Source organism: Phenylobacterium sp., from assembly GCF_024508875.1.
Taxonomy (GTDB): Bacteria; Pseudomonadota; Alphaproteobacteria; order Caulobacterales; family Caulobacteraceae; genus Phenylobacterium.
Genome location: NZ_JANINU010000287.1, coordinates 1 through 21,899, shown reverse-complemented (window position 1 = coordinate 21,899; position 21,899 = coordinate 1). Strand labels below are relative to the sequence as shown.

Annotated in this window: 23 protein-coding genes, 1 pseudogene and 1 riboswitch; of the genes and pseudogenes, 11 read left to right on the top strand and 13 right to left on the bottom strand. The window is 70.9% G+C overall.

Annotation, left to right across the window (positions count from 1 at the left end; translation table 11 throughout):
* Window positions 1-1,083, top strand: a 1,083-nt coding sequence (locus Q0L11_RS19295; protein WP_296599396.1) for an ATP-binding protein, incomplete at its 5' end; no start/stop codon positions are given.
* Here Q0L11_RS19295 and Q0L11_RS19290 read toward each other — a convergent pair.
* Together Q0L11_RS19290 and Q0L11_RS19285 are read right to left on the bottom strand one after the other, a co-directional pair.
* Window positions 1,080-1,937 (bottom strand): MBL fold metallo-hydrolase, encoded by an 858-nt coding sequence (locus tag Q0L11_RS19290; protein WP_296599394.1) that lies wholly within the window; start codon window positions 1,935-1,937, stop codon window positions 1,080-1,082. The genes Q0L11_RS19295 and Q0L11_RS19290 overlap by 4 nt on opposite strands.
* 36 nt (window positions 1,938-1,973) lie before the next feature.
* Window positions 1,974-2,609 (bottom strand): arylesterase, encoded by a 636-nt coding sequence (locus tag Q0L11_RS19285; protein ID WP_296599393.1) that lies wholly within the window; start codon window positions 2,607-2,609, stop codon window positions 1,974-1,976.
* A 51-nt stretch (window positions 2,610-2,660) separates the two neighbouring features.
* On the opposite strand from Q0L11_RS19285, the gene Q0L11_RS19280 reads away from it, so the two are divergent.
* The 3 genes from Q0L11_RS19280 (at window position 2,661) to Q0L11_RS19270 (ending at window position 6,186) form a co-directional block, all read left to right on the top strand.
* Window positions 2,661-3,353, top strand: coding sequence for an ABC transporter ATP-binding protein (locus tag Q0L11_RS19280; RefSeq protein ID WP_296599391.1), 693 nt, complete (start codon window positions 2,661-2,663; stop codon window positions 3,351-3,353).
* A complete protein-coding gene (locus tag Q0L11_RS19275; RefSeq protein ID WP_296599389.1) occupies window positions 3,353-5,866 on the top strand; it encodes an FtsX-like permease family protein in 2,514 nt (837 codons plus the stop codon). Before Q0L11_RS19280 ends, Q0L11_RS19275 begins: the two co-directional genes overlap by 1 nt.
* 107 nt (window positions 5,867-5,973) lie before the next feature.
* A complete protein-coding gene (locus tag Q0L11_RS19270; protein WP_296599387.1) occupies window positions 5,974-6,186 on the top strand; it encodes a hypothetical protein in 213 nt (70 codons plus the stop codon).
* A 57-nt stretch (window positions 6,187-6,243) separates the two neighbouring features.
* On the opposite strand, the gene Q0L11_RS19265 is transcribed toward Q0L11_RS19270, so the two are convergent.
* Together Q0L11_RS19265 and thiC are read right to left on the bottom strand one after the other, a co-directional pair.
* The gene (locus Q0L11_RS19265) at window positions 6,244-6,765 is read right to left on the bottom strand and encodes a cytochrome C (protein WP_296599385.1); all 522 of its coding nucleotides are present in this window, start codon (window positions 6,763-6,765) and stop codon (window positions 6,244-6,246) included.
* Window positions 6,766-6,873: 108 nt separating this feature from the next.
* Window positions 6,874-8,724 (bottom strand): phosphomethylpyrimidine synthase ThiC, encoded by a 1,851-nt coding sequence (thiC, locus tag Q0L11_RS19260; protein ID WP_296599383.1) that lies wholly within the window; start codon window positions 8,722-8,724, stop codon window positions 6,874-6,876.
* A 41-nt stretch (window positions 8,725-8,765) separates the two neighbouring features.
* Window positions 8,766-8,873: riboswitch (TPP riboswitch) on the bottom strand.
* A gap of 131 nt (window positions 8,874-9,004) precedes the next feature.
* Between thiC and Q0L11_RS19255 the strand changes: the two genes are divergently transcribed.
* The 4 genes from Q0L11_RS19255 to Q0L11_RS19240 all read left to right on the top strand — a co-directional run bounded on the left by Q0L11_RS19255 (window position 9,005) and on the right by Q0L11_RS19240 (window position 11,659).
* Window positions 9,005-9,430 (top strand): DUF6491 family protein, encoded by a 426-nt coding sequence (locus Q0L11_RS19255; protein WP_296599382.1) that lies wholly within the window; start codon window positions 9,005-9,007, stop codon window positions 9,428-9,430.
* A gap of 16 nt (window positions 9,431-9,446) precedes the next feature.
* Window positions 9,447-9,860 (top strand): DUF6491 family protein, encoded by a 414-nt coding sequence (locus Q0L11_RS19250; RefSeq protein ID WP_296599381.1) that lies wholly within the window; start codon window positions 9,447-9,449, stop codon window positions 9,858-9,860.
* A 78-nt stretch (window positions 9,861-9,938) separates the two neighbouring features.
* Entirely contained in the window at window positions 9,939-10,958 is a 1,020-nt protein-coding gene (locus Q0L11_RS19245; protein ID WP_296599380.1) for a D-cysteine desulfhydrase, read from the top strand.
* Window positions 10,955-11,659, top strand: a complete 705-nt coding sequence (locus Q0L11_RS19240; protein ID WP_296599379.1) for an amino acid racemase — start codon at window positions 10,955-10,957, stop codon at window positions 11,657-11,659. The genes Q0L11_RS19245 and Q0L11_RS19240 overlap by 4 nt, the downstream gene beginning before the upstream one ends.
* 223 nt (window positions 11,660-11,882) lie before the next feature.
* On the opposite strand, the gene Q0L11_RS19235 is transcribed toward Q0L11_RS19240, so the two are convergent.
* The 4 genes from Q0L11_RS19235 to Q0L11_RS19220 all read right to left on the bottom strand — a co-directional run bounded on the left by Q0L11_RS19235 (window position 11,883) and on the right by Q0L11_RS19220 (window position 14,641).
* A complete protein-coding gene (locus tag Q0L11_RS19235; RefSeq protein WP_296599378.1) occupies window positions 11,883-12,722 on the bottom strand; it encodes a neutral zinc metallopeptidase in 840 nt (279 codons plus the stop codon).
* Complete coding sequence (locus Q0L11_RS19230; protein ID WP_296599377.1) at window positions 12,723-13,082, bottom strand: hypothetical protein; 360 nt, start codon at window positions 13,080-13,082, stop codon at window positions 12,723-12,725.
* A 32-nt stretch (window positions 13,083-13,114) separates the two neighbouring features.
* Window positions 13,115-13,678 (bottom strand): hypothetical protein, encoded by a 564-nt coding sequence (locus Q0L11_RS19225; RefSeq protein WP_296599375.1) that lies wholly within the window; start codon window positions 13,676-13,678, stop codon window positions 13,115-13,117.
* A 63-nt stretch (window positions 13,679-13,741) separates the two neighbouring features.
* On the bottom strand, window positions 13,742-14,641 hold the full coding sequence (locus tag Q0L11_RS19220; protein ID WP_296599374.1) for a DMT family transporter: 900 nt from the start codon (window positions 14,639-14,641) through the stop codon (window positions 13,742-13,744).
* 149 nt (window positions 14,642-14,790) lie between these two features.
* On the opposite strand from Q0L11_RS19220, the gene Q0L11_RS19215 reads away from it, so the two are divergent.
* Window positions 14,791-15,210 (top strand): MAPEG family protein, encoded by a 420-nt coding sequence (locus Q0L11_RS19215; RefSeq protein WP_296599373.1) that lies wholly within the window; start codon window positions 14,791-14,793, stop codon window positions 15,208-15,210.
* 13 nt (window positions 15,211-15,223) lie between these two features.
* Here Q0L11_RS19215 and Q0L11_RS19210 read toward each other — a convergent pair whose 3' ends face one another.
* Complete coding sequence (locus Q0L11_RS19210; RefSeq protein ID WP_296599372.1) at window positions 15,224-15,883, bottom strand: sugar transferase; 660 nt, start codon at window positions 15,881-15,883, stop codon at window positions 15,224-15,226.
* 176 nt (window positions 15,884-16,059) lie between these two features.
* Between Q0L11_RS19210 and Q0L11_RS19205 the strand changes: the two genes are divergently transcribed.
* Together Q0L11_RS19205 and Q0L11_RS19200 are read left to right on the top strand one after the other, a co-directional pair.
* The gene (locus Q0L11_RS19205) at window positions 16,060-16,842 is read left to right on the top strand and encodes a cyclase family protein (protein ID WP_296599371.1); all 783 of its coding nucleotides are present in this window, start codon (window positions 16,060-16,062) and stop codon (window positions 16,840-16,842) included.
* A 226-nt stretch (window positions 16,843-17,068) separates the two neighbouring features.
* Entirely contained in the window at window positions 17,069-18,745 is a 1,677-nt protein-coding gene (locus Q0L11_RS19200) for a methyl-accepting chemotaxis protein (protein ID WP_296599370.1), read from the top strand.
* 327 nt (window positions 18,746-19,072) lie between these two features.
* On the opposite strand, the gene Q0L11_RS19195 is transcribed toward Q0L11_RS19200, so the two are convergent.
* The 4 genes and pseudogenes from Q0L11_RS19195 to Q0L11_RS19180 all read right to left on the bottom strand — a co-directional run.
* Window positions 19,073-20,164: a chemotaxis response regulator protein-glutamate methylesterase gene (locus Q0L11_RS19195; RefSeq protein ID WP_296599368.1), complete on the bottom strand. Its 1,092-nt coding sequence runs from the start codon at window positions 20,162-20,164 to the stop codon at window positions 19,073-19,075.
* A 2-nt stretch (window positions 20,165-20,166) separates the two neighbouring features.
* Window positions 20,167-21,021 (bottom strand): CheR family methyltransferase, encoded by an 855-nt coding sequence (locus Q0L11_RS19190; RefSeq protein ID WP_296599367.1) that lies wholly within the window; start codon window positions 21,019-21,021, stop codon window positions 20,167-20,169.
* A gap of 39 nt (window positions 21,022-21,060) precedes the next feature.
* Window positions 21,061-21,531: a chemotaxis protein CheW gene (locus tag Q0L11_RS19185; RefSeq protein WP_296599365.1), complete on the bottom strand. Its 471-nt coding sequence runs from the start codon at window positions 21,529-21,531 to the stop codon at window positions 21,061-21,063.
* Window position 21,532: 1 nt separating this feature from the next.
* Window positions 21,533-21,899, bottom strand: a pseudogene (locus tag Q0L11_RS19180) (methyl-accepting chemotaxis protein); the annotation flags it as partial.

The window sequence follows — 21,899 nt, the reverse complement described above, 5'->3', positions numbered from 1 at the left end:
GAACAGGCGCTGATGCAGGCGCAGAAGATCGAGGCGATCGGCCGGCTGACCGGCGGCGTGGCGCACGACTTCAACAACCTGCTGACGCCCATCATGGGCTACCTCGAACTGCTGCAGCGGACGATGGACGAAGGAGAGCCGCGCCGCCGGTTCGTCGATACGGCGCTGGACGCAGCGCAGCGGGGCGCGAAGGTGGTGGCCCACCTGCTTGCATTCTCGCGCACCCAGCGGCTCAGCCTGCGCCCGTTGGAAGTGGACGCGGTGCTCGCGAACAGCGACGGCCTGCTGCGGCACGCGCTGGACGCGGACGTGGAGCTCGACACCCGGCTGGATGCGGCGGGCGCATGGTCGCAGAGCGACCCGACCCAGCTCGAACTGGCGGTGCTGAACCTGGTCACCAACGCCCGCGAGGCCCTGGAGGGCGGCGGCCGGATTTCCCTGAGCAGCCGGTCCGAGCCCGACCGCGTGGTGATCGAGGTGCGGGATCAGGGCGTGGGCATGGCGCCGGAGGTAGTGGCGCGCGCGACCGAACCCTTCTTCTCCACCAAGACGCGCCAGGGCTCGGGCCTGGGCCTGGCGCAGGTGGCCGCGTTCGCGCGCCAGTGCGGCGGGAGCTGCGAGATCGAGAGCGCGGTCGGGCGCGGCACGACGGTGCGGATCGCCCTGCCCCGGACCGCAGCGCCCGTGGAGGCGGCGGCGCCCAGGCCCGAGCCACGACGGAAGACGGCGCGCAGCCTGAGCGTGGTGGTCGTCGATGACGACGACCAGGTCCGCCAGATGCTGTGCGACGGCCTGGATAGCGAGGGGTTCACCGTGCGCAGCGCCGCCAACGGCGCGTCGGGCGTGGCCCTGGTGGACGCCAGCCCGCCCGACGCGGTTGTGCTGGACTACGCCATGCCCGGGATGACCGGCGCCGAGGCGGCGCGGCGGATGCGGGCGCGCCACCCCCACCTGCCCATCGTCTTCTGCAGCGGCTACGCGGACTCGCTGGCGCTGGACGCCATCGAGGACGCGGTGGTGCTGCGCAAGCCTGTCGCCATCGGCGACCTCAGCCGGACGGTACGCGCGGCGATTCCCGGCTAGACCTCCAGCTTCCAGGCGTCGCCGTCGCGGGCCACGTGACCGGCGCAGGGCGCGGCGAAGTGCGTGCCGATCACCAAGGTCTTCGAGCCTTCGAGCGCGGCGTACATGCGCCGGCGGGTGGCGGTGGAGGCGGCCTTGTCGAAGTCCACCTCGGCGGCCCACTCGGGATGGGCGAGCTGGCACGGGTGGTGGGTGAAGTCCCCCGTTATCAGCGCGTCTTCACCCTGCGAGCGGATGCGGATCGACACGTGGCCGGGCGTGTGGCCCAGGGTGGGCTCCAGCGAAACCTCCGGGCAGACTTGGTGGTCGGTCTCCACGAGGTCGACGAGGCCCGCGTCCCACACCGGCTTGACGCTGTCGTGGAAGTAGGAGGTCGAGACGTCGAGGGCGCCCTCCTCCTCGGCGCGCCAGTGCTCGTACTCGGTGCGGCCGATCAGGTAGCGGGCCTTCGGGAAGGTCGGGACCCAGGCGCCGTCGACGAGCATGGTGTTCCAGCCGACGTGGTCGACGTGGAGGTGGGTGCACAGCACGGTGTCGATGGTGTCGCGCGCGAAGCCCGCGGCTTCCAGATCGGCGAGGAAGGTGGTCTGGAGGTTGGACCACGGGCCCATCTCGCGCTGCTTGTCGTTGCCGATGCAGGTGTCGACGATGATCCGGCGGCCGGGCGCTTCGACGACGAGCGCGTGGATGCTCATCTTCAGCTTGCCGCTCTCCTCGGCGAAGTGCGGCATGAGCCAGGGAATCTCACGGACCGCCTCGTAGGTGGCCTGGGGCAGCAGGAAGCGGGTTCCGCCGCTGGTCTCCATCTCGACGATGCGCGTGACCGTCACGTCGCCGATGCGCCACCTGAGCATGCTGGTCCTCCCGGTTTTCCGGGAGTGTGACACGCCTTACGCGCGGGCGGCCAACGCCTTCGCCACCACGGGCGCCAGCTTCCCCGCGATGATGGCGGCGCCGCGGGCGTTGGGGTGGATGCCGTCGTTCTGGTTCAGCGCCGGGTTGCGCGCCACGCCGTCCAGCAGATTGGCGTACAGCGGCACGCGGTGGGCGCGGGCCAGGGCCGGGAAGATGGCGTTGAAGTCGCGGGCGTAGCCGCCGCCGATCTCGACCGGGGCCGTGACGCCGGTCAGCACCACGCCGATCCGCCGGGCCTGGAGCTTCTTCAGGATGCCGTCGAGGTTGGCGCGGGTGCGCTTGGGATCCAGGCCCTGCAGCAGGTCGTTGGCGCCCAGAGCGACGACGGCGACGTCGGTGTCCTTCCGCACGCTGAAATCGACCCGCGCAAGACCGCCGGCGGTGGTGTCGCCGCTGACGCCGGCCGCCCGGACGACGTTGGGCACGCCGAGGCGGGTCAAGGCGAGGTGGAGCTGCGCCGGCAGTGCCTGGGCGGCGGGCAGGCCGTAGCCGGCGGTGATGGAATCCCCGAGCACGGTGACGATGCGGGGAGGCGCCGCGAGCGCCGGGCCGGCGGCGGCGATCAGCGGGATGGCGAAGAGAGCTCGGCGGGTAGGTCTTGGCGCGGCCATGAACGTCCTATGTAAGGGAGAGCGCCGAAGGCTCAACCGTTGGGGATCTGCTTGAACGATACGCCGCCGCTGGTCCTGGAAGACGTGGGCCTGACGTTGCCGTCCGCCGCAGGACCCGTCGAGATCCTGCGCAGCCTGTCCCTGACACTGGCCGGCGGCGAACGTGTGGCGCTGATCGGGCCGTCGGGCTCGGGCAAGTCGTCAGTGATCGCCGTCGCCGCGGGACTGGAGCGGCCCAGCGCCGGCACGGTGCGGCTGTTCGGCCAGGACCTGGGCCGGCTGGACGAGGACGGACGGGCGCGGCTGCGGCGCGGGCGGGTGAGCCTGGTCTTCCAGTCGTTCCACCTGCTGCCGAACATGACGGCCGAGGAGAACGTGGCGGCGCCGCTGGAGATCGCGCGCAAGCCGAACGCCATGGCCGAGGCGCGGGCGTGGCTGGAGCGCGTGGGCCTCTCGGCGCGGGCGCGGCACTATCCGCACCAGCTTTCCGGCGGCGAGCAGCAGCGCGTGGCCCTGGCCCGCGCGCTGGCCCCCCGCCCGGCCCTGCTGTTCGCGGACGAGCCGACCGGCAACCTGGATTCCAACAACGCGCACCATGTGGCCGACCTGCTTTTCCAGCTGGTCGAGGACGCCGGCGCGGCGCTGTTGATGGTGACGCACGATCCCGAGCTGGCGAAGCGCGCGCAGCGGGTCGTGACCCTGCGCGACGGCCGGCCGGTCGAGACCGCCAGCGGGGCCGCCTGATGCCGCTGTGGCTGCGGTTCGCGGCGCGCGAACTTCGAAGCGGGGTGAAGGGCTTCCGCATCTTCCTGGCGTGCCTGGCGCTGGGCGTCGCGGCGATCGCGGCGGCCAGTTCGACGGCCGAGGCGTTCCGCCAGGGCCTGGCGACCCAGGCCCGCGAGATCCTGGGCGGCGACATGGCGGTCTCGGCCGGGCAGCGGCGGTTCACGCCGGCTGAGCGGGCGTGGCTGAACCGGCTGGGGCAGACGACCTATGCGACCGCCTCGCAGGCCATGGCCGAGGCGCCCGGCGGCGAGCGGCGCCTGATCGAGCTGCGCGGCGTGGACGGCGCCTATCCGCTGGCGGGCAAGGTGACGCTGAAGGGCGCCGCCTCGCTGAGCGAGGCGCTCGCCAGCCGGGGCGGCGTCTGGGGCGCGGCGGTGGAACAGGCGCTGCTGGACCGGCTCAAGCTGAAGATCGGCGACCGGTTCCTGGCCGGCAACGTGCCGATGCGCGTGGGCGCCGTGCTGGAGGAGGAGCCGGACCGGCTCTCGCGCGGCTTCGCCCTGGGCCCGCGCGTGCTGACGCGCACGGGGGCGTTGGAGCAGGGCGGGTTCCTCTCGCCCGGGCTGCCCTTCGGGGAGACGGTGCGCGTGTCGCTGCGGCCCGACCTGCCGCTGGCGCAGGCCAAGGCCGACGTGCGCAAGGCCGTGAAGGGCCAGATCCGCATCCGCGACCGCAACGACGCGGCGCCGGGCGTCAGCCGGATGATCGACCAGCTCGAGTACTTCCTGGGCTTCATCGGCCTGGCGTCGCTGGTGGCCGGCGGGCTGGGCGTGTTCGGCGCGGTCAGCGCCTATGTGGACGGCCGCAAGCCGGCCATCGCCACCCTGAAGGCGCTCGGCGCGGAAAGCGGCCTGATCCGCAACGTCTACCTGGCCCAGATCGGCCTGCTGGCGCTGGCCGGCATCGCCATCGGGCTGGTCGTGGGGGCGGTGACGCCGCTGGTGCTTGGCTCGGTGTTCGCCAGGGACCTGCCGGTTCCGGCGCTGTTCGCGGTCTATCCGTGGCCGCTGGCGCGCGCGGCGGCGTTCGGCCTGCTGTCGGCGGCGGCGTTCTCGCTGGCGCCGCTGGCGCGGGCGCGCAGCACCCCGCCGGCCAGCCTGTTCCGCAGCGACCTGTCGGGGCGCCTGACCTTCGGCCCGGAGCTGGTGGGCGCCGCCCTCGCCGCGGGCGGGCTCGCTGCGCTGGCCATCATCACCGCGCCGACACCCCTGGCGGCCAGCATCATGATCGCCGGCGTGGCGGGGGCGTTCGCGGCGCTATGGGCGTTCGGCTGGGGCGCGGCCAGGCTGGCCGGGCGGATGCGCGGCGGCGCCCACGGATCGGTGCGGATCGCGCTGGCGAACCTGGCAGGACCGCGCTCGGCCGCGCGGACGGCCGCCCCCGCCATTGGCCTTGGCGTGGCCCTGCTGGCGGCCGTGGTGCTGATCCAGTCCAGCCTGCTGCGGCAGATTTCGGTGGTGGCGCCCCAGACCGCGCCGGCCATGGTGTTCACGGAAATTCCGGGGGACCGGGTCGCGGCCTTCGACGCCGCGATCGCGCGCGCCCTGGGCCGCCGGCCGGACCAGGACACCTATCTGCGCGCGCCGTTCCTGACGGGCCGGATCGTGGCCGTGCGCGGCGCGCCGGTGGACACGAAGAAGGTCCCGCCCGGCGCCCGCTGGGTCTACGACAACGACGTCAGCCTGTCGGCCCTGGGCCCCGAGCCGCCGAACTCCGGCGTGTTCGAGGGCAAGTGGTGGCCGGCCAACTACGCGGGGCCGCCGTTGGTGGCGGTGTCGCGCGACCCGGCCGAGGGCGGGCAGCTCAAGATCGGCGACACGATCCGCCTCTCGGTGCTGGGCGCGGAGATCGATGCCAAGGTGGCCGCCATCCGGCGGGTGGACTTCGGCAGCTTCGGCGCAGGCTTTCCCATCGTGCTGACGCCGAACGCCCTGGAGGGCGCCTCGCCGCGGCACGTGGCCATCGCCAAGGCCAGCCGCGCGGAGGAGCAGCGGATCGTCCGCGCGCTGGGCCGCGACTTTCCGGAGGTGAACGTCATCTCGGTGCGCGAGCAACTGGAGGCGGCCACCGAGATGTTCGACCGGGTCGCCCTGGCCGTGCGCGGCGCGGCGGCGGTAGCGCTGATGGCCGCGCTGCTGGTGCTGGCGGGCGCGATCGCGGCGCGGGCCCAGGAGCGGACGCGCGAGGCGGCCACGCTGAAGGTGCTGGGCGCCAGCCGCGCGCAGGTGCTGAGCGCCTACGTCATCGAGTACGGGCTGGTCGGGCTGATCGCCGGCGCCGCCGGCGTCGGTCTGGGCTACGCCGCCGCCTGGCCGGTGGTGGTCAAGGTGTTCGAGGCGAGGTGGAGCGTCGATTGGGCCGGCGTCGCCGCCCTGCTCGCTGGCGCGGCGGCGGTGGCCGGGTTGGGAGGCGTGCTGGCGTCTTTCCAGGCGCTCTCGAAACGCCCGGCGCCGGCGCTGCGGGCGGAGTAGCCACCCCGTGCGCAATAGTGTCGCATCGCCCTGCGGGTAAGGTTTTGGCATCCAGCCCCGGCGATCCTGGCGCCAGCCCCGCAATACGTATTGCCCTGGAGTACCCCATGAGCTTCGACATCACGAAAAAGGATCTGGCCGACTGGAGCTCCGCCAGCCTCGTGTTCCTGTCGGGCGCCATGACGGGCCACTACGCCGCCATCGGCATGAACCCGGTCCAGTGGAGCGGCGCGATCGCCGCCGTCCTGGGCTCGGTCACCGTCGCGGTCGCCGTGCGCGTCTGGCCGGTGAAGACGGCGACCGCCGAGGCCGAGGACTGACGCCCCGCCGGTCGCGACCGAGTCGCGACCGACAGGACGACGCGTCAGGCGCCCCGGTCACGCCTTCGGCGGGATCGGGACCATGTTCTCGACCGGGGTCTTGGGCGCCACGCCCGGCGGCAGGTTCTCCGGCTCGGGCTGGCCCGCCGCGCCCAGCGACTGGACGTATCGATAGATCGCCCGCAGGTCCGGGTCGCTCATCTTCGCCAGGTTATGGCTGGGCATGGGCGGCAGCAGCTTCTTGGTCTTCATGATCTCGACCCAGCCGTCCTCGGTCGTGTTGGCGGCCAGCAGGCGCAGGTTGCTGGCGTAGGAGACGCCCCAGGGGCCCTGGTAGCCGACCGCGCGGCCCATCAGGCGCTGCGCCTCGGGGACGGCGCCGCCCGACTGCGGGAAACCGTCGGTGTGGCAGTCGTTGCAGCCGCCCACCAGCACCAGATAGCGACCCGCCTCGATGTCGTTGGCCGCCACCACGCGCGGGCCGGCCGGGGCCGCGGCCGCCTCCGGCTTCGCTTCGGGCTTCGAGCAAGCCGACACCACGAACGCCGCCGACGCGGCCATCCAAACGACCCAACGCATGATATCCCCACTGATTTTCGTTTCGGGGGGCGCCCTTAGCTGAAAACCAGCGGCCGGTTCACGCGAAGTTTCGTGAAATCTTCGCCATGTTCGCCGGCAGGGGACGGATCATTCCGCCGGCGCGACCGGCACCAGGATCTCGCTGCCGCCCTCGCGGAACTTCTTCGACATCTCGGCCATGCCGGTGTCGATGTCGTTCTGCCCCAGATCGTTCTGTCCCCGGGCCGCGTCGCGGATGTCCTGGCTGATCTTCATCGAGCAGAACTTCGGGCCGCACATCGAGCAGAAGTGGGCGGTCTTGAACGCCTCCTTCGGCAGGCTCTCGTCGTGGTATTCGCGCGCCGTCTCGGGGTCGATGCCCAGGTTGAACTGGTCCTCCCAGCGGAACTCGAAGCGGGCGCGGCTGATGGCGTCGTCCCACATCCGCGCGCCGGGGTGGCCCTTGGCGAGGTCCGCAGCGTGGGCGGCGAGCTTGTAGGTCATCACGCCGACCTTCACGTCCTCGCGGTTCGGCAGGCCCAGGTGCTCCTTGGGCGTGACGTAGCAGAGCATCGCCGTGCCGAACCAACCGATCATCGCCGCGCCGATGGCCGAGGTGATGTGGTCGTAGCCGGGGGCCACGTCGGTGGTGAGCGGACCCAGCGTGTAGAATGGCGCCTCGCCGCAGGTCTTGAGCTGCTTGTCCATGTTGGCCTTGATCTTGTGCATCGGCACGTGGCCGGGGCCCTCGATCATCACCTGGACATTGTGCTTCCACGCGATCTGGGTGAGCTCGCCCAGGGTCTCCAGTTCGCCGAACTGGGCCGCGTCGTTGGCGTCGGCGATCGAGCCGGGGCGCAGGCCGTCGCCCAGCGAGAACGAGACGTCGTACGCCTTCATGATCTCGCAGATGTCTTCGAAGTGCTCGTAGAGGAAGTTCTCCCTGTGGTGCGCCAGGCACCACTTGGCCATGATCGAGCCGCCGCGGCTGACGATGCCGGTGACGCGGTTGGCCGTCAGCGGCACATAGGCCAGGCGCACCCCGGCGTGGATGGTGAAGTAGTCCACGCCCTGCTCGGCCTGCTCGATCAGGGTGTCGCGGAAGACGTCCCAGGTGAGGTCCTCGGCGACGCCGTTCACCTTCTCCAGCGCCTGGTAGATCGGCACGGTGCCGATTGGCACGGGGCTGTTGCGGACGATCCAGTCGCGGATGTTGTGGATGTTGCGGCCGGTGGACAGGTCCATGACCGTGTCGGCGCCGCAGCGGATCGACCAGACCATCTTGTCGACCTCGTCCGACACGTGGCTGAGGACGGCCGAGTTGCCGATGTTGGCGTTGATCTTCACCAGGAAGTTGCGGCCGATGATCATCGGCTCGAGCTCGGTGTGGTTGATGTTGGCCGGGATGATCGCGCGGCCGCGGGCGATCTCGTCGCGCACGAACTCGGGCGTGCAGATGTCGGGGATCTCGGCGCCGAAGTCCTCGCCGTCGCGGATGAACGTCCCGCCGGCCTCGCGGCGCTGGTTCTCGCGGATCGAGACGTATTCCATCTCGGGGGTGATGATCCCGCGGCGGGCGTACTCCAACTGGGTGACGACGGCGCCCGGCTTGGCGCGATAGACCCGGCGGAGGGCAGTGAACTCGGGCGCCAGATGAGCCCCCTTGGCGAAGCCGTTGTCCTCGGGCTTCACGGCGCGGGGATTCTGCACGATCTCGACGTCGCCGCGGCTGACCACCCAGGGCTCGCGGGTCTTCGACAGGCCCTTCTCGATGTCGATGGCGACGGTGGGGTCGGTGTAGGGGCCGGACGGATCGTACAGCGTCAGCGCCGGCTCGTTCGCCGACGGGTGGACGGCCACCTCGCGGAACGGCACGCGGATGTCGGGCCAGATCACCCCGGGCTGGTAGACCTTCTTCGACCCCGGGCGTTCGCCGGTGGGGATCGTGGCGGCGTTCAGCTTGCCGGTGGGCTTGTTCATCGCGGTTCGTCCTCAGAATTCGGACGGATCAAGGGCGTCGTTCCGGGGTATTGGCCCTTCCCTTCGCCGGCATGACCCGGATCAGGTTCGACGGGTCGTGGGCTCACCCACCTCTCAGCCGCTTGCGCGCGGCCCCCCGAGGATGCCGCCAGGGTAGGCCGGTTACCGCAGGCCCGCCAGCGGCAAATGCGAGGCTCTCGCACACGAAGGCGCCTCAAAAGCGAAGACGAGGAACAGGCGTGGGCGTATCATCCTTCGGGGGACGTCGAAGGAGAACGCCATGAGATTCGCCATCATCGCCCTCGCGGCGGCCAGCTTCGCCGCCGTCGCCACGGGCGCGCTTGCCGCCAAGCCGTCGCCCTTGACGACGCCGAAGCCGCCGGCCGGCACCGGCCTGCCCAACGGGCAATGCTTCCGCAGCGCCGACATCCGCAACCACACCATCGCCGACAAGGACACGCTGCTGCTCAGCGTGAACGGCAAGGCGACCTATCGCGTGACGATGAACGGCGCCTGCCTGGCGGGGGCCATGTCCTCGGACCCGATCATCACCCGCAGCCCGCCCGGCTCGCCGATCATCTGCAAGCCGATCGACATGGACATCGCGATCGGCCGGAACGGCTTCTCCAGCCACTGCATCGTGGACTCCATCGTCAAGATGAGCCCCGAAGAGGTGGCCGCCCTGCCGAAGAAGCTGAGGCCGTGAGCCAGGGAGATCCGCAATGAAGTTCACGACCCTGGCCCTGGCCGGCGCGACCGCCGCCGCGGGAACCCTGGCCCTGGCGGCAGCAGCGCCCTCCCCGCTGGGCCCACCGCCCCCCGCGGGCGCCGCCCTGCCCAAGGGCCAATGCATCCTCGGCCGCGACCTGGGCAACCATTCGGTGGTGGACCAGAACACCCTGCTGATGGACGCCAGCGGCAGGAGCTCGGGCGTCTATCGCCTGACCATGCGCAACGGATGCCTGCGCAGCGCGATCTCGTCCGACCCGATCGGCATCCGCCAGATCGGCGGCGACACGATCTGTGCGCCCAGGGACGTCGTGCTGACGGCGCGGAGCGGGCTTTGCGACGTGGCGTCGATCGTCAAGCTGACGCCGGAGGAGGTCGCCGCCCTGCCCCGGAAACTGCGGCCCTAGATTCCGATTTCGCAGGTTTTCGCCGTCGGGGACGCCGAAGCGGTTCCCTGACGGCGTGGCGGGGTCTATGGCGAGGCCATGAACCTCGCCCGCTTCAACCCCGTCCGCTTCGCCCACCTGCCCACGCCGCTGGAGCCCCTGCCCGGCCTCACGGAGCACCTGGTGCGTCCGGGGGGCGGCGGGCCGGCGGTGTGGATCAAGCGGGACGACTGCACCGGCCTGGCCGGCGGCGGCAACAAGACCCGCAAGCTCGAATACCTTGTGGGCGACGCCCTGGCCAACGACGCGGACACCCTGGTGACCCAAGGGGCCGTGCAGTCGAACCACGTGCGCCAGACCGCGGCCGCCGCCGCCAAGTTCGGCATGAAGTGCGAGATCATCCTGGAGGAGCGCACGGGTTCGAAGGCCGTGGACTACACCCGCTCGGGCAACGTGCTGCTGGACGAACTGCTGGGCGCGAAGATCCGCAGCGTGCCCGGCGGGACCGACATGAACCAGAAGCTGGCCGAGGTGGCCGCCGAGGTCTCCGACGCCGGCGGGCGTCCGTACGTGATCCCCGGCGGCGGGTCGAACAGCATCGGCGCGCTAGGCTATGTGGAGTGCGCCCTGGAGCTGGTGATGCAGGCCAACGAGAGCGGCCTGGAGATCGACCGCATCGTCACCGCGACCGGCAGCGCCGGCACCCATGCCGGGCTCGTGGCGGGCCTGGCCGTCATGGGGGCCGACATTCCGGTGCTGGGCATCGGCGTGCGCGCGCCCAAGGACGTGCAGGAAACCAACGTCTACAATCTGGCCCGCCAGACGGCGGCGCTGCTGGGGCACGAGGACCGGGTCACGCGCGACATGGTGGTGGCCGACTGCGACTATGTCGGCGCGGGCTACGGCCTGATCGACGACGGCGTGATCGACGCCCTGAAGACCATCGCCCGGTCGGACGCGATCCTGCTGGACCCGGTCTACACGGGCAAGGCGATGAAGGGGCTGCTGGCGCTCTCGGCCAAGGGCGCGTTCGACGGCGAGACCGTGGTGTTCCTGCATACGGGGGGCGCCCAGGGCCTGTTCGGCTACCAGGGCGAACTGGAAGGCAAGCTGCGGTGAGCGCCGAGCCGCTGATCCTGGGCGTCCTCGGGGGCATGGGTCCGGCCGCCACGGTCGAGTTCCTGGCGCGGCTGCAGGACTATACCCCCGCCGAGAAGGACCAGGACCACATCCGGGTCATCGCCGACATCAACCCGCGGGCCCCGGACCGTAACGTGCCGGGATCCGGCGCAGGCGCCGTGCTGGCCGAGATGGCGGGCGCGCTGGCCGGCGCGGGCGCGCAGGTGCTGGCCATGCCGTGCAACACCGCCCACGCCCATGCCGACCTGATCCAGCGGGCGTCCGGGCTGCCGCTGATCGACATGATCGGCCTGGCGGCGCAGGCCGCGAGCGAGGCCGGCGCCATGAGGGTCGGCGTGCTGGGCACCAAGGGCGCGCTGAAGCTCTATCGGGAGTACCTGGCCGCACGGGCGATGAGCCTGGTCAGCCTGCCGCCCGAGCGGCAGGAGGCGTTCATGGTCACGCTCTATCGCATCAAGGCCGGCGACCTGGGCGACGACGTGAAGCGCGAGATGCAGGGCCATGCCGAGGAGCTGCGCCGCATGGGCGCCGAGGTCCTGATCGCCGGCTGCACCGAGGTGCCGCTGGTGCTGGGCGAGGACGACGTGAAGCTGGGCCTGATCGATCCGGGCGACCTGTTGGCGCGCAAGTGCGTGGCGGTGTGCCTGGGCTGGGAGCCTCTGCCGCACGGCGTGGGGTAGACTGGAATTCCTCCCCCGCTGCGGGAGGTGGCGCGAAGCGCCGGAGGGGGTCTGCTCAGAACGCGGTGTTGACCCCTCAGTCGGCTTCGCCGACAGCTCCCCCAATTCCTCCCCCGCTGGGGGAGGTGGCGCGAAGCGCCGGAGGGGGTCTGCCCAGAACGCGGTGGATGACCCCCTCAGTCGGCTTCGCCGACAGCTCCCCCGGAGGGGGAGCAACTGGAACTTAAAGTCGACCCGCGCCGAAGGTATCGCAGGCGGCGGGGTCGCCGCTTTCCGAACCCTTGCGGAACCAGCGCATGCGCTGTTCCGACGTGCCGTGGGTGAAGGCGTCGGGCATGACGCGGCCCTGGCTGCGCTTCTGGAGGGTGTCGTCGCCGACCGCGGCGGCGGCGCGCAGACCGTCCTCGATGTCGCGCGGGTCGAGGGAGACCTGGCCGTTCGAGACCTCGGACGCGTGCGCCGCCCAGACGCCGGCGTAGCAGTCGGCCTGCAGTTCGAGCCGCACCGAGCCGCTCTCGGCGCCCTGCGCGCCCATCCGCCGCGCCTGGTCGCTGGCGCCGGTGAGGTTCTGGACGTGGTGGCCAATCTCGTGGGCCACGACATAGGCGCGGGCCGCCTCGCCGCCGGCGCCGAACTTGGTCTCCAGCTCCTGCCAGAACGACAGGTCCAGATAGACCTTGCGGTCGGCCGGACAATAGAACGGTCCCATCGCCGACTGGCCCAGGCCGCAGCCGGTGCCGGTGGACTGGTCGTAGAGCACGATGGCGTCGGGCGGCCGGTAGCCGCGCATCTGGCCTTCCCAGACCTGGTCGACGTTGTGCGAGATCACGTCGACGAAGCGGCCGGCCTGGTCGGCGGGCGTTCCGCGCACGCCCTCCTGCTGCTGCGCCTGGGGCGCCGCGCCGTTCACGACACCCAGGGTGGTCGACGGATCGATGCCGAAGACGAAATAGCCCACCAGCGCGAGGACCACCCCGCCGACGCCCAGCCCGCCGACGCCGACCGGGCCCATCCCGCGGCGATCCTCGATGTTGCCGCCGCCTTCACCGCCCTGCCAGCGCATCTAGCGGCGGCTCCGGGCGGCGTCCTGGACGCGCTTGTTGGAGTCGGCCAGCGCAGCGTCGGGGACTGAGGGATAGGCCGGCGCGGACGCGGAGGCCTTCGGAGCCAGCGTCGGATCGCCATAGGGCAGCGCCGGGATGCGGACGCCCGACCGCTGGACGGACAGGTCGGCCACCGCCTGGTCGGCGCGCAGCCGCGCGTCCAGCGCCTGGAGCTGGTTGGCCTGGTCGACGGCGCGGCGCTCGGCCGCCTGCTGCTGCATGCGCAGGTCGTCGAGCTGCTGTTGCTGGACGGCCGGCTGGGCCGACGCCGGCGCGGCCAGGGCTGCGAGGAGCCCTCCCAGGGCGAGGAACTTAAGCATGCGACACCATATGGGCCCCAACGGCCGCAAGCCTAGCGGCGTTCCACGGTGAAGCGGCTCAATTCCTTGCGGGGCTGATCCCAATCCGGCTTCAGCTCGATGGCCCGCTGGTAGTCGAAGTAGGCCGACTTCATGTCGTCCAACCCCTCGAAGGCGAGCGCGCGGTTGTAGTAGGCCTTCTCCGGCTCCTCGACGCCAAGTTGGAGGGCCTTGTTGATGTCGGCGAGCCCCTCGGCGTAGCGGCGTGCGCCGACGGCGGCGGCGCCCCGGTTCACATAGGCCTCGCCCAGGTCGGGCTTGGTCTCGATGGCCGCGTTGAAATCTCCCTGGGCCGAGGCGAACTGCTTGCGCCGCAGCTTGAGCACGCCGCGGTTCACGAACGTCCCGGCCCTGTCGCGCATGCCCATGACCTCGGTCTCCAGGGCCTGGGTGCAGATGTCCTCGAACTTGGCGTCGGACTCGCCGCCGAGGGCCGCCTCGGAGCACTGGCGGGCCATGCCGCCGCCGAGCACGGTGACGGCGGCCTGGGGGGCGTCGGCAAAGGCGAGGAGGCCGACGCCGGCGGCGAGGGCGAGGAGATGGGAGGTCTTGCGCATCAGGGTCGCTCCGGAACCTGGACAGCTTGCCCAAGCGTCCGCCTGTAACGCCGCTATGTCAATTCACGCCGCCTGGCGGAAGCGGATCAACTCGCGGTGCAGGATGTAGACGCCGCTGGCCGCCACGATCACCGCGCCGATCAGCGTCAACGGGTGCGGAAGCTCGCCCCAGATCAGCAGGCCCAGCAGCGCGGCCCAGACGAGCTGGGTGTAGTCGAACGGCGCGATGACGCCCACCGGCGCCTGGCGCAGCGCCTCGGTGAGGAAGAGCTGGCCCACGCCGCCGATCAGGCCCGCGACGATCAGCATGCCGAGCGTCAGCGGATCGGGCGTCACCCAGTGGAACAGCGAGCCGACGACCCCGATCGCGACGCCCCCGAGGGTGAAGTAGAAGACGATGGTGGGGCCCCGCTCGGTGTCGGCGATCTGGCGGATGGCGACCATGGCGCCCGCCGCGCCCAGGGCGCTGAGAATCCCGAGCGTGACGCCTGGCACGTTCATGTGCCCGGGCAGAGGGCGGGCCATGATCAGCACGCCGAGGAAGCCCACGACCACGGCGGCCCAGCGGTGACGCCCCACCTTCTCCGACAGCAGCATGGCCGACAGCGCCGTCATGAACAGCGGCGAGGTGAACTGCAGCGCCGTGGCCTCGGTCAGGGGTAGGTGCTGGACGGCCGAGAAGCCGCAGACCATGCCGGTCAGGCCGACGGTGGCGCGGGCCAGGTGGCCCAGCGGGCGCTTCGTCTTCAGCACCTCCCAGCCGGTGGTCCGCGCGATGTAGAGGCCCAGCGGCACGAAGGCGAACAGGTTGCGGAAGAGGATGATCTCGAAGACCGGGATCCCGCGCGATCCGGTCCATTTCACGATCGCCGACAGACACGCCATGCAGGCCATGGCCGCCACCCGGAAGGCGATGCCCAGGAGGACCTGGTTGGCGGGCGGGAGCGCGGGCGGCGGAGACACGCGCGTCTTAAGGGGGAGGTCGCCCCGCAGGTCAACGCCCACTTGGCCGCAGGCGGACCCATGGCAGGAATCGCGGGGCGATCGGCCTTTACGGACGGCCCCTCGGCGGTCTCCATGTCGGCCAACGAGAACCGTGGGGGAGATTCGAGATGAGCAGCCCGATCCTGCAGCCCGTCGTGGCGCTGGTGTTGTGGTCGATGGTGATGTGGGCCTGGCTGTACGCCACCCGCATCCCGGCGATGCAGACGGCCAAGGTGGCGCTCGACCCCACCCTCACCAGCGCGGACCTGGCGGCCCGCCTCCCCCCGCAGGTGCGCTGGAAGGCCGACAACTACAACCACCTGATGGAGCAGCCGACGCTGTTCTACGCCGTGGCCCTGACGCTGGCGGTGGCCGGACAGGGCGAGGGACTGAACGCGACGCTGGCGTGGGGCTACTTCGGCCTGCGCGTGGTCCACAGCCTGGTGCAGGCGACCACCAACGTCATCATGCTGCGCTGGGCCGTGTTCATGCTGGCCTCGCTGGTGCTGCTGGCCCTGGCGGTCTCGGCGGCGATGGCCGTGTTCTAGAGAGCGGCGGACTTCAGAACGCGCGGGCGTCGCCGAAGAGCAGCGGAACCGTCCGGGCGACCAGCCGCACATCGCCGGTGAAGGTCCAGTTGTCGATATAGGCGTTGTCGGCGTCGATGCGGGCGAACAGGCCCTCGTCGTTGGCCACCTCGCCGCGATAGCCGTTCACCTGGGCTTCGCCCGTCAGGCCGGGCCGAGCACGGAACCGGTCGAGATAGCCAGGTGCGCGCTGGGCCCAGACGATGTCGTGGGCGATGGCGTGCGGCCGCGGCCCGACGATGGACATCTCGCCCCGCAGCACGTTCAGCAACTGGGGAAGCTCGTCGAGGCTGAGCTTGCGCAGCAGCCCGCCCAGCGGGGTCACCCGCGAGTCGCCGCGCACCGCCTGGCGGATCTCATCTCCGTCCTCGGTCACCCGCATGGTGCGGAACTTGAAGATGCGGAAGGGCCGACCGTGCAGGCCCGTGCGCTGCTGGCGGAAGAGGATCGGCCCGTCGCTTTCCATCCAGATGGCCATGCCGATGACCAGCAGGAGCGGAAGGAAGGCCAGCAACGCGAGGCCCGCGACCACGATGTCGAAGGCGCGCTTGCGACGACTGGTGGCGACGTACGCCGGCCCGGCTTCCGGACGCGCCTCTGGGGGCGCCTGCAAGATCGGCGCGATGACGGTCATGGCCAGCCCAGCCTCCGTAGTCCACCCGACGGTTGGTTAACCGGCGGGGCGCATCGCAAGTTCCGGGTCGGCGGCCGCGCGCTGAAAAAACTGCTGCGCCGCACAACGCGGTCGGGGCTTCCCCTCTTCGGCGACGCGCCTAAGCTTCCAGCCCACAAGAGGCGAGGAGGAAGCCCATGGCGCGCCGGCTGGTCGACCTGTCGATCCCGATCACCAACGACATCGTCTCGGACCCGGATGTGATGCGTCCGCAGGTGACCTACTCGCGGCACAAGGAGACGGTGGGTCAGATCGCCTCCTTCTTCCCCGGGCTGAAGGCCGAGGACCTGCCGGACGGCGAGGGCTGGGCCGTGGAGCAGGTGAAGCTCTCCACCCACAACGGCACGCACATGGACGCGCCCTGGCATTTCCATTCGACCACCGACCAGGCCGATGGGGGACGGCCCGCGCCGACCATCGACGAGGGCCCGCTGGAGTACTTCCTGCAGCCGGGGGTGAAGCTGGACTTCCGCCGGTTCGAGGACGGCTACGTGGCCACGGCGGCGGACGTCGAGGCCGAGCTCGAACGCATCGGCCACACGCTGAAGCCGCTCGACATCGTGCTGGTGAACACCGCCGCCGGCGCGGCCTATGGCGATCCCGACTACATCCACCGGGGCTGCGGCATGGGCGAGGAGGCCACGCTGTATTTGACCGAACGCGGGGTGAAGGTGGTGGGCACCGACGCCTGGTCTTGGGACGCGCCCTTTTCCCACACGGCGCGCAAGTGGGCCGCGACGCACGACCCGAAGATCATCTGGGAGGGCCACAAGGCCGGCCGCATCCGCGAGTACTACCAGATCGAGAAACTGACGAACCTGGAGAGCCTGCCGCCGACCGGCTTCACCCTCTCCTGCTTCCCGGTGAAGATCGCCGGCGCTTCGGCCGGCTGGATCCGGGCCGTGGCGATCCTGGAGTAGCGGCGGCTGCGCGCGCCTGAACTTGCCCCGCGACCGCTCGCCGCACCGCAGATCTGAATCTCGAACGCCGAATGCTCAAATTGAGTAGGGGCGCCGAGGAAATCGGGTGAAGTTCCCCTCAATTCGGGGCGGCGAACACTGAGTTCAGGCCTTGTAAACCACACCCCTTCACCGAACATTCCGACCTACAACCCTAGGCTTCGGGACCATCGGAAAAGCGGTCCCCGTGTCCACAGCCGTCCAGTTCGCAGAGCGCGAGAGCGCCGCCTCCTCTCCTCCCATCGCCGCCACCGGCTTGGCCATGCGCCTGGCCGGCGCACGCAGCGTGATCGAGGGCAAGTTCCTCGACCTGGGCGTCACGCTGGAGAAGTCGGTGGAGGTGGTGGGCGGCCTCGTCACGTCGCTGGACCAGTTGGCGAATGTCTTCACCGCCGAGACCGTCGACGGCGCCACCGAGAAGCTGTCGGCCGCCGCCGCTGAGCTGAGCGGCCTGGCGGGCTCGCGCACCGGCCATCGCGAGCGCTGCCATGCGCTGGCGTCCACCAGCCGCCGGCTGGGCGTGCACATCGCCGACATGCTGCAGGCGCTGCGCTACCTGCGGGTCTTCGCGGTCAACATCAAGGTGACGGCCGGCACGGTGCCCGGCGCCTTCGTCGAGTTCGAGGACTTCGTCGAGGACATCTACGGCGCGATCAACGAGGGCCGGCGGCAACTGGACGAGTTCGGCCGGGAGCTGGACGCCCTGGGCGCCCTGGTCAGCGACGCCATCGGCCATGAGCAGGACCTGGAGGTGCGCTGCTCCGAGGTGCTGCCGGCGGTGCCGAACCAGCTCGCGGCCGACGCCGTGACCCTGGCCGAGCACCACAAGCGGGTGGCCGAGGTCGCCGGCGAGGTGGGCGCGGTGGCGCGCAGCCTGCAGGGCAAGGTGGCCATGGCGCTGTGCAGCCTGCAGATCGGGGACACGGCCCGCCAGCGCGTCGAGCACGTCGAGACCGGGCTGGAGATCCTGGAGCGCCGGCGTGGCCAGGGCCTGGCCGACCCGGCCGCCGACGACATCGTGCGCGCCATGCTGGCCGCGCAGCTCGACGACACGGTGGAGAGCTTCGACCGCGAGATCGAGAAGCTGGCGCAGAGCCTGGGCGGTGTGGCCAGCGATGCGCGCAAGCTGCTGCAACTTCGCGAGGCGGCGCGGGGCTCGGGCGGCCGCGACAAGACCGGCGACCTGGCCCGGCTGGACGCCAGCCTGGACCAGGCCATGGCCCTGGTGCGCGAGATGGAAGCGGCCGAGGCCTCGGCCCTGGAGGTCGGACGCTCGGCCGAGACCACGGCCGCGGGCCTGGGCCAGCGGATCAATTCGATCCGCAGCATCAAGACCTCGATCCACTCGATGGCGCTGAACGCCCACCTGAAGTGCGTGCGGCTGGGCGACGCCGGCCGGCCGCTCAGCGTCGTGGCGGTGGAACTGCGGCAGTACGCCGACGCCCTGGGCGAAACGGCGGGCCGTGCGGAGACGATCCTGACCGACCTGGGAACCGGGACCGACGCGAGCACCGGCGAGACCGGCGGATCGGCGGCGGTGGGCGCCCTCTTGGAGACGGCGGCGGCGCCGATCCGCGAGGCCGAGAGCGAGGTCGGCGCCGGGCTGGCCGAGATGGCCGCCCAGGGCGAGGCGGCGGTTCAGGTGCTGCAGCAGGCCACCAGCCGGCTCAACTTCCATACCGAGGTGACCGGCGTGCTGAGCGTCGCGGCCGACGCCCTGCGCTCCGCGGCGACGACGGCGCCGGAAGATCTGCAGGACGCGTCCGCGGCGGCGCTCGCCGAGGTGATGGGCGAGATCGGCAAGCTCTATACGATGGCTCGCGAGCGCCAGATCCACGCGCAGTACATGCCGGCGCAGGCCTGACGGCGCGCGGCGGCGGCGCCGGCTACAGACGTCCGATTTCCGGTTCCGACCCTTCGCGGACGCTGCCGCTCGCCCCCTACAACTCGTCATCCCCGGGCTTGACCCGGGGATCCATGGTTCAGCCGCCTTTGGTCCCCGCGGCGGACCGGGTCTGCCCGGTCCGCTCCCACCGCCGTGCCGCCGAGGGATGGATCCCCGGGACAAGCCCGGGGATGACGAGCAAAAAGGGAATGGAAGTCCACCTTCCACCCTTCGCCGGCATACCGGATAGCCGCTTGTCGGCCCCTTTGAGTTCGCAGGTCTTCGCGTGGCGGACAGCCCGCTTCCTCAGCTCGCCATCGCGCCCAGGCGCAGGATCTCGCCGGCGATGCGGCCGAGCGGCAGGACCTTCATGGCGGCGCCGCGAGCGATCGCTTCCTTGGGCATGCCGAAGACGATCGACGTCGCCTCGTCCTGGGCTATGGTGAAGGCGCCGGCCTGCTTCATCTCATCGAGGCCGCGGGCGCCGTCGTCGCCCATGCCGGTCATGATGACGCCCACGGCGTTGGAACCCGCCGAGCGCGCGGCCGAGCGGAACAGGACGTCCACCGAGGGCCGGTGCCGCGAGACCAGCGGGCCGCTCTTGACCGACACGTGGTAGCGGGCGCCCGAACGCTCCAGAAGGGCGTGGTGGTTGCCGGGCGCGATCAGCGCGCGGCCGCGCAGGACCGCGTCGCCGTCGGCGGCCTCCTTGACCTCGACTTCGCAGATGTCGTTCAGCCGGCGCGCGAAGGCGGCGGTGAACTTCTCGGGCATGTGTTGGACGATCACGATGCCCGGCGCGTTGCTGGGCAACGCCTGCAGCACCTCGCGCAGCGACTCGGTGCCCCCGGTGGACGCGCCGATGCAGATCACCGTCTCGGTCGTGCGGGCCATCGCCCCCGTCGAGGGACGCGGCGGCGGCAGCATGGCGTCGGCGGTCAGCTTCTTCTCGACCGTGCGGGCGAAGGGCTGGGGCCGCGGGCGGTTGCCGAGCCGGGCCTGGGCCGCGCCTTTGACCGCCTCGCAGATGCGCTCGCGGCTCTCGTTGAGGTGGTCGGCGACGCCGATCTTGGGCTTCAGGATCACGTCGACCGCGCCGGCCTCCAGGGCCTGCATCAGCGTCTCGGACCCTTCCTCGGTCAGCGACGAGCACATGACCACGGGGATCGGATGCTGGGCCATCAGCTTGCGCAGGAAGGTGATGCCGTCCATCCGCGGCATTTCGACATCGAGCGTGATGACGTCGGGGACTTCCTTGGCGATGTAGCGCGCGGCGGAAAACGGGTCTGAAGCCGCGCCGATGACCTCGATCGCCGGGTCCTCCTGCAGCACCGACGTCAGCGTCTGGCGGACGGACGCGGAGTCGTCGATGACCAGGACGCGGACCTTTCGCGGCATGCTCAGACCTTCTGGAAGACGGTGCCGGACACCGTGCGGACCGGGAGGTCGACGCCCACGATGGTTTCCGAATGCCCGAGGAACAGGTAGCCGCCGGGCCGCAGGTGGGCGCAGAGGCGCTGCAGCACCGCCGCCTGCGTCGGCTTATCGAAATAGATCAATAGATTCCGACAGAAGATCATGTCGAGGTCCTTGGGCGCCGCGTACTTCGCGTCCATCAGATTCTGCCGCGCGAACGACAGCTTGGAGCGCAGGTGCGGCGCCATGCGGACCAGATTGCTGGCGCGGTCGCGCGCCACGAGGACGTGGCGCTGGCGCAGCGGGATCGGCACGGGATCGATCAGGGGCGCCGGGTAGATGCCCAGCAACGCCTCGCCCAGGACCTGGGTGCAGAGGTCGGTGGCGAGGATGGAGTAGTCGAGTCCGCGATGGTCGGCGCAGAAGTCGTCGAGCAGCATGGCGATGGTGTAGGGCTCGGCCCCGATCGAGCACGCCGCACTCCAGACGCCGATCTGCTTGCGCCCCTCGCGAACGAAGCCCGGCAGGGCCTTGTTCATCAGGTAGTCGAAGTGCGCCGGCTCGCGGAAGAAGTCGGTCTTGTTGGTCGTGACGGCGTCGATCAGGTGGATGGCCTCGCTCTCGATTCCATCGCCCTTGAACAGGAAGTCGCAGTAGTCGTCGAAGCTGCCCATATGCAGGGCGCGCAGACGGCGGCGCAGGCGGCCCTCCAGCATCGTCTTCTTGGCCGGCGGCATCTTGATGCCGCTGTAGCCATGGATGAACTCGGCGAGGCGGCGGAAGTTCGCCGGGCTGAGGCTGTCGTGGGCGTCCGGGACGTAGGCGAGTTCAGCCGACAAGACGGTCTTCCATTCTGGAGGGTCCGGCAGAGACGAGGATCAGGCGGCGGCCGGCAGGGCGGCGGCTTCCTGGCTGGTGAGCAGGCGGGCGAGTTCGAACAGGACGACGAAGCCGCCTTCGTGGCGCACGACCCCGGCGATGTATTCCGAGCGCCACGGCACGCCGATGTCGGGCGCGGGCTCGACTTGGTCGGCGGCGATGGAGATCACCTCGATCACCCTGTCGGCCACCAGCCCCAGCGAGAGGAGCCGGTCCTCCAGCGGAATGTCCAGCACCAGGACGCGTGTCGCGGGCCCCGGCGGGACCGGCGGCAGGCCCAGCTTCACGCGCAGGTCGATGGTCGCCGTCGCCCGGCCGCGCACGTCGGTGAGGCCGAGCAGGTAGGCGGGCCCCTCCGGAATCGCGAACGGCGCGCGGTAGTCGAGGATCTCCCGCACGTAGCGCACCGGCACGGCGAAGACCTCGGCGCCCAGGCCCAGGGTGACGTACTGGCCTTCGAGGGCGGACATGTCAGGCATACTCCCGGAAGGCTTCGTCCTGGTCGTCGGGGCCGCCCTGCGCGAGGTCGAGGGCGAAGCCCTTGGCCGCCGCCTGCTGGGCCTTCACCGTCCTTCCGGCCTTGCGCGCGGCGGGGCGCGGGCGGGCGGCGGACAGGGCCACCGGCGCGGGACCGCGGGCGCGGGCGCCGGCCGTCTCGGTGCGGAAGAAAGCGATCGAGACCTGCAGTTCCTCGGCCTGGGCCGCGAGTTCCTCGGACGTCGAGGCCATCTGTTCCGAGGCGCTGGAGTTGGTCTGGGTGACCTTGTCCAGTTGCTGGAGGGCTTCGTTGACCTGCGAGGCGCCGATGTCCTGCTCGCGGCAGGCGGCGCTGATCTCG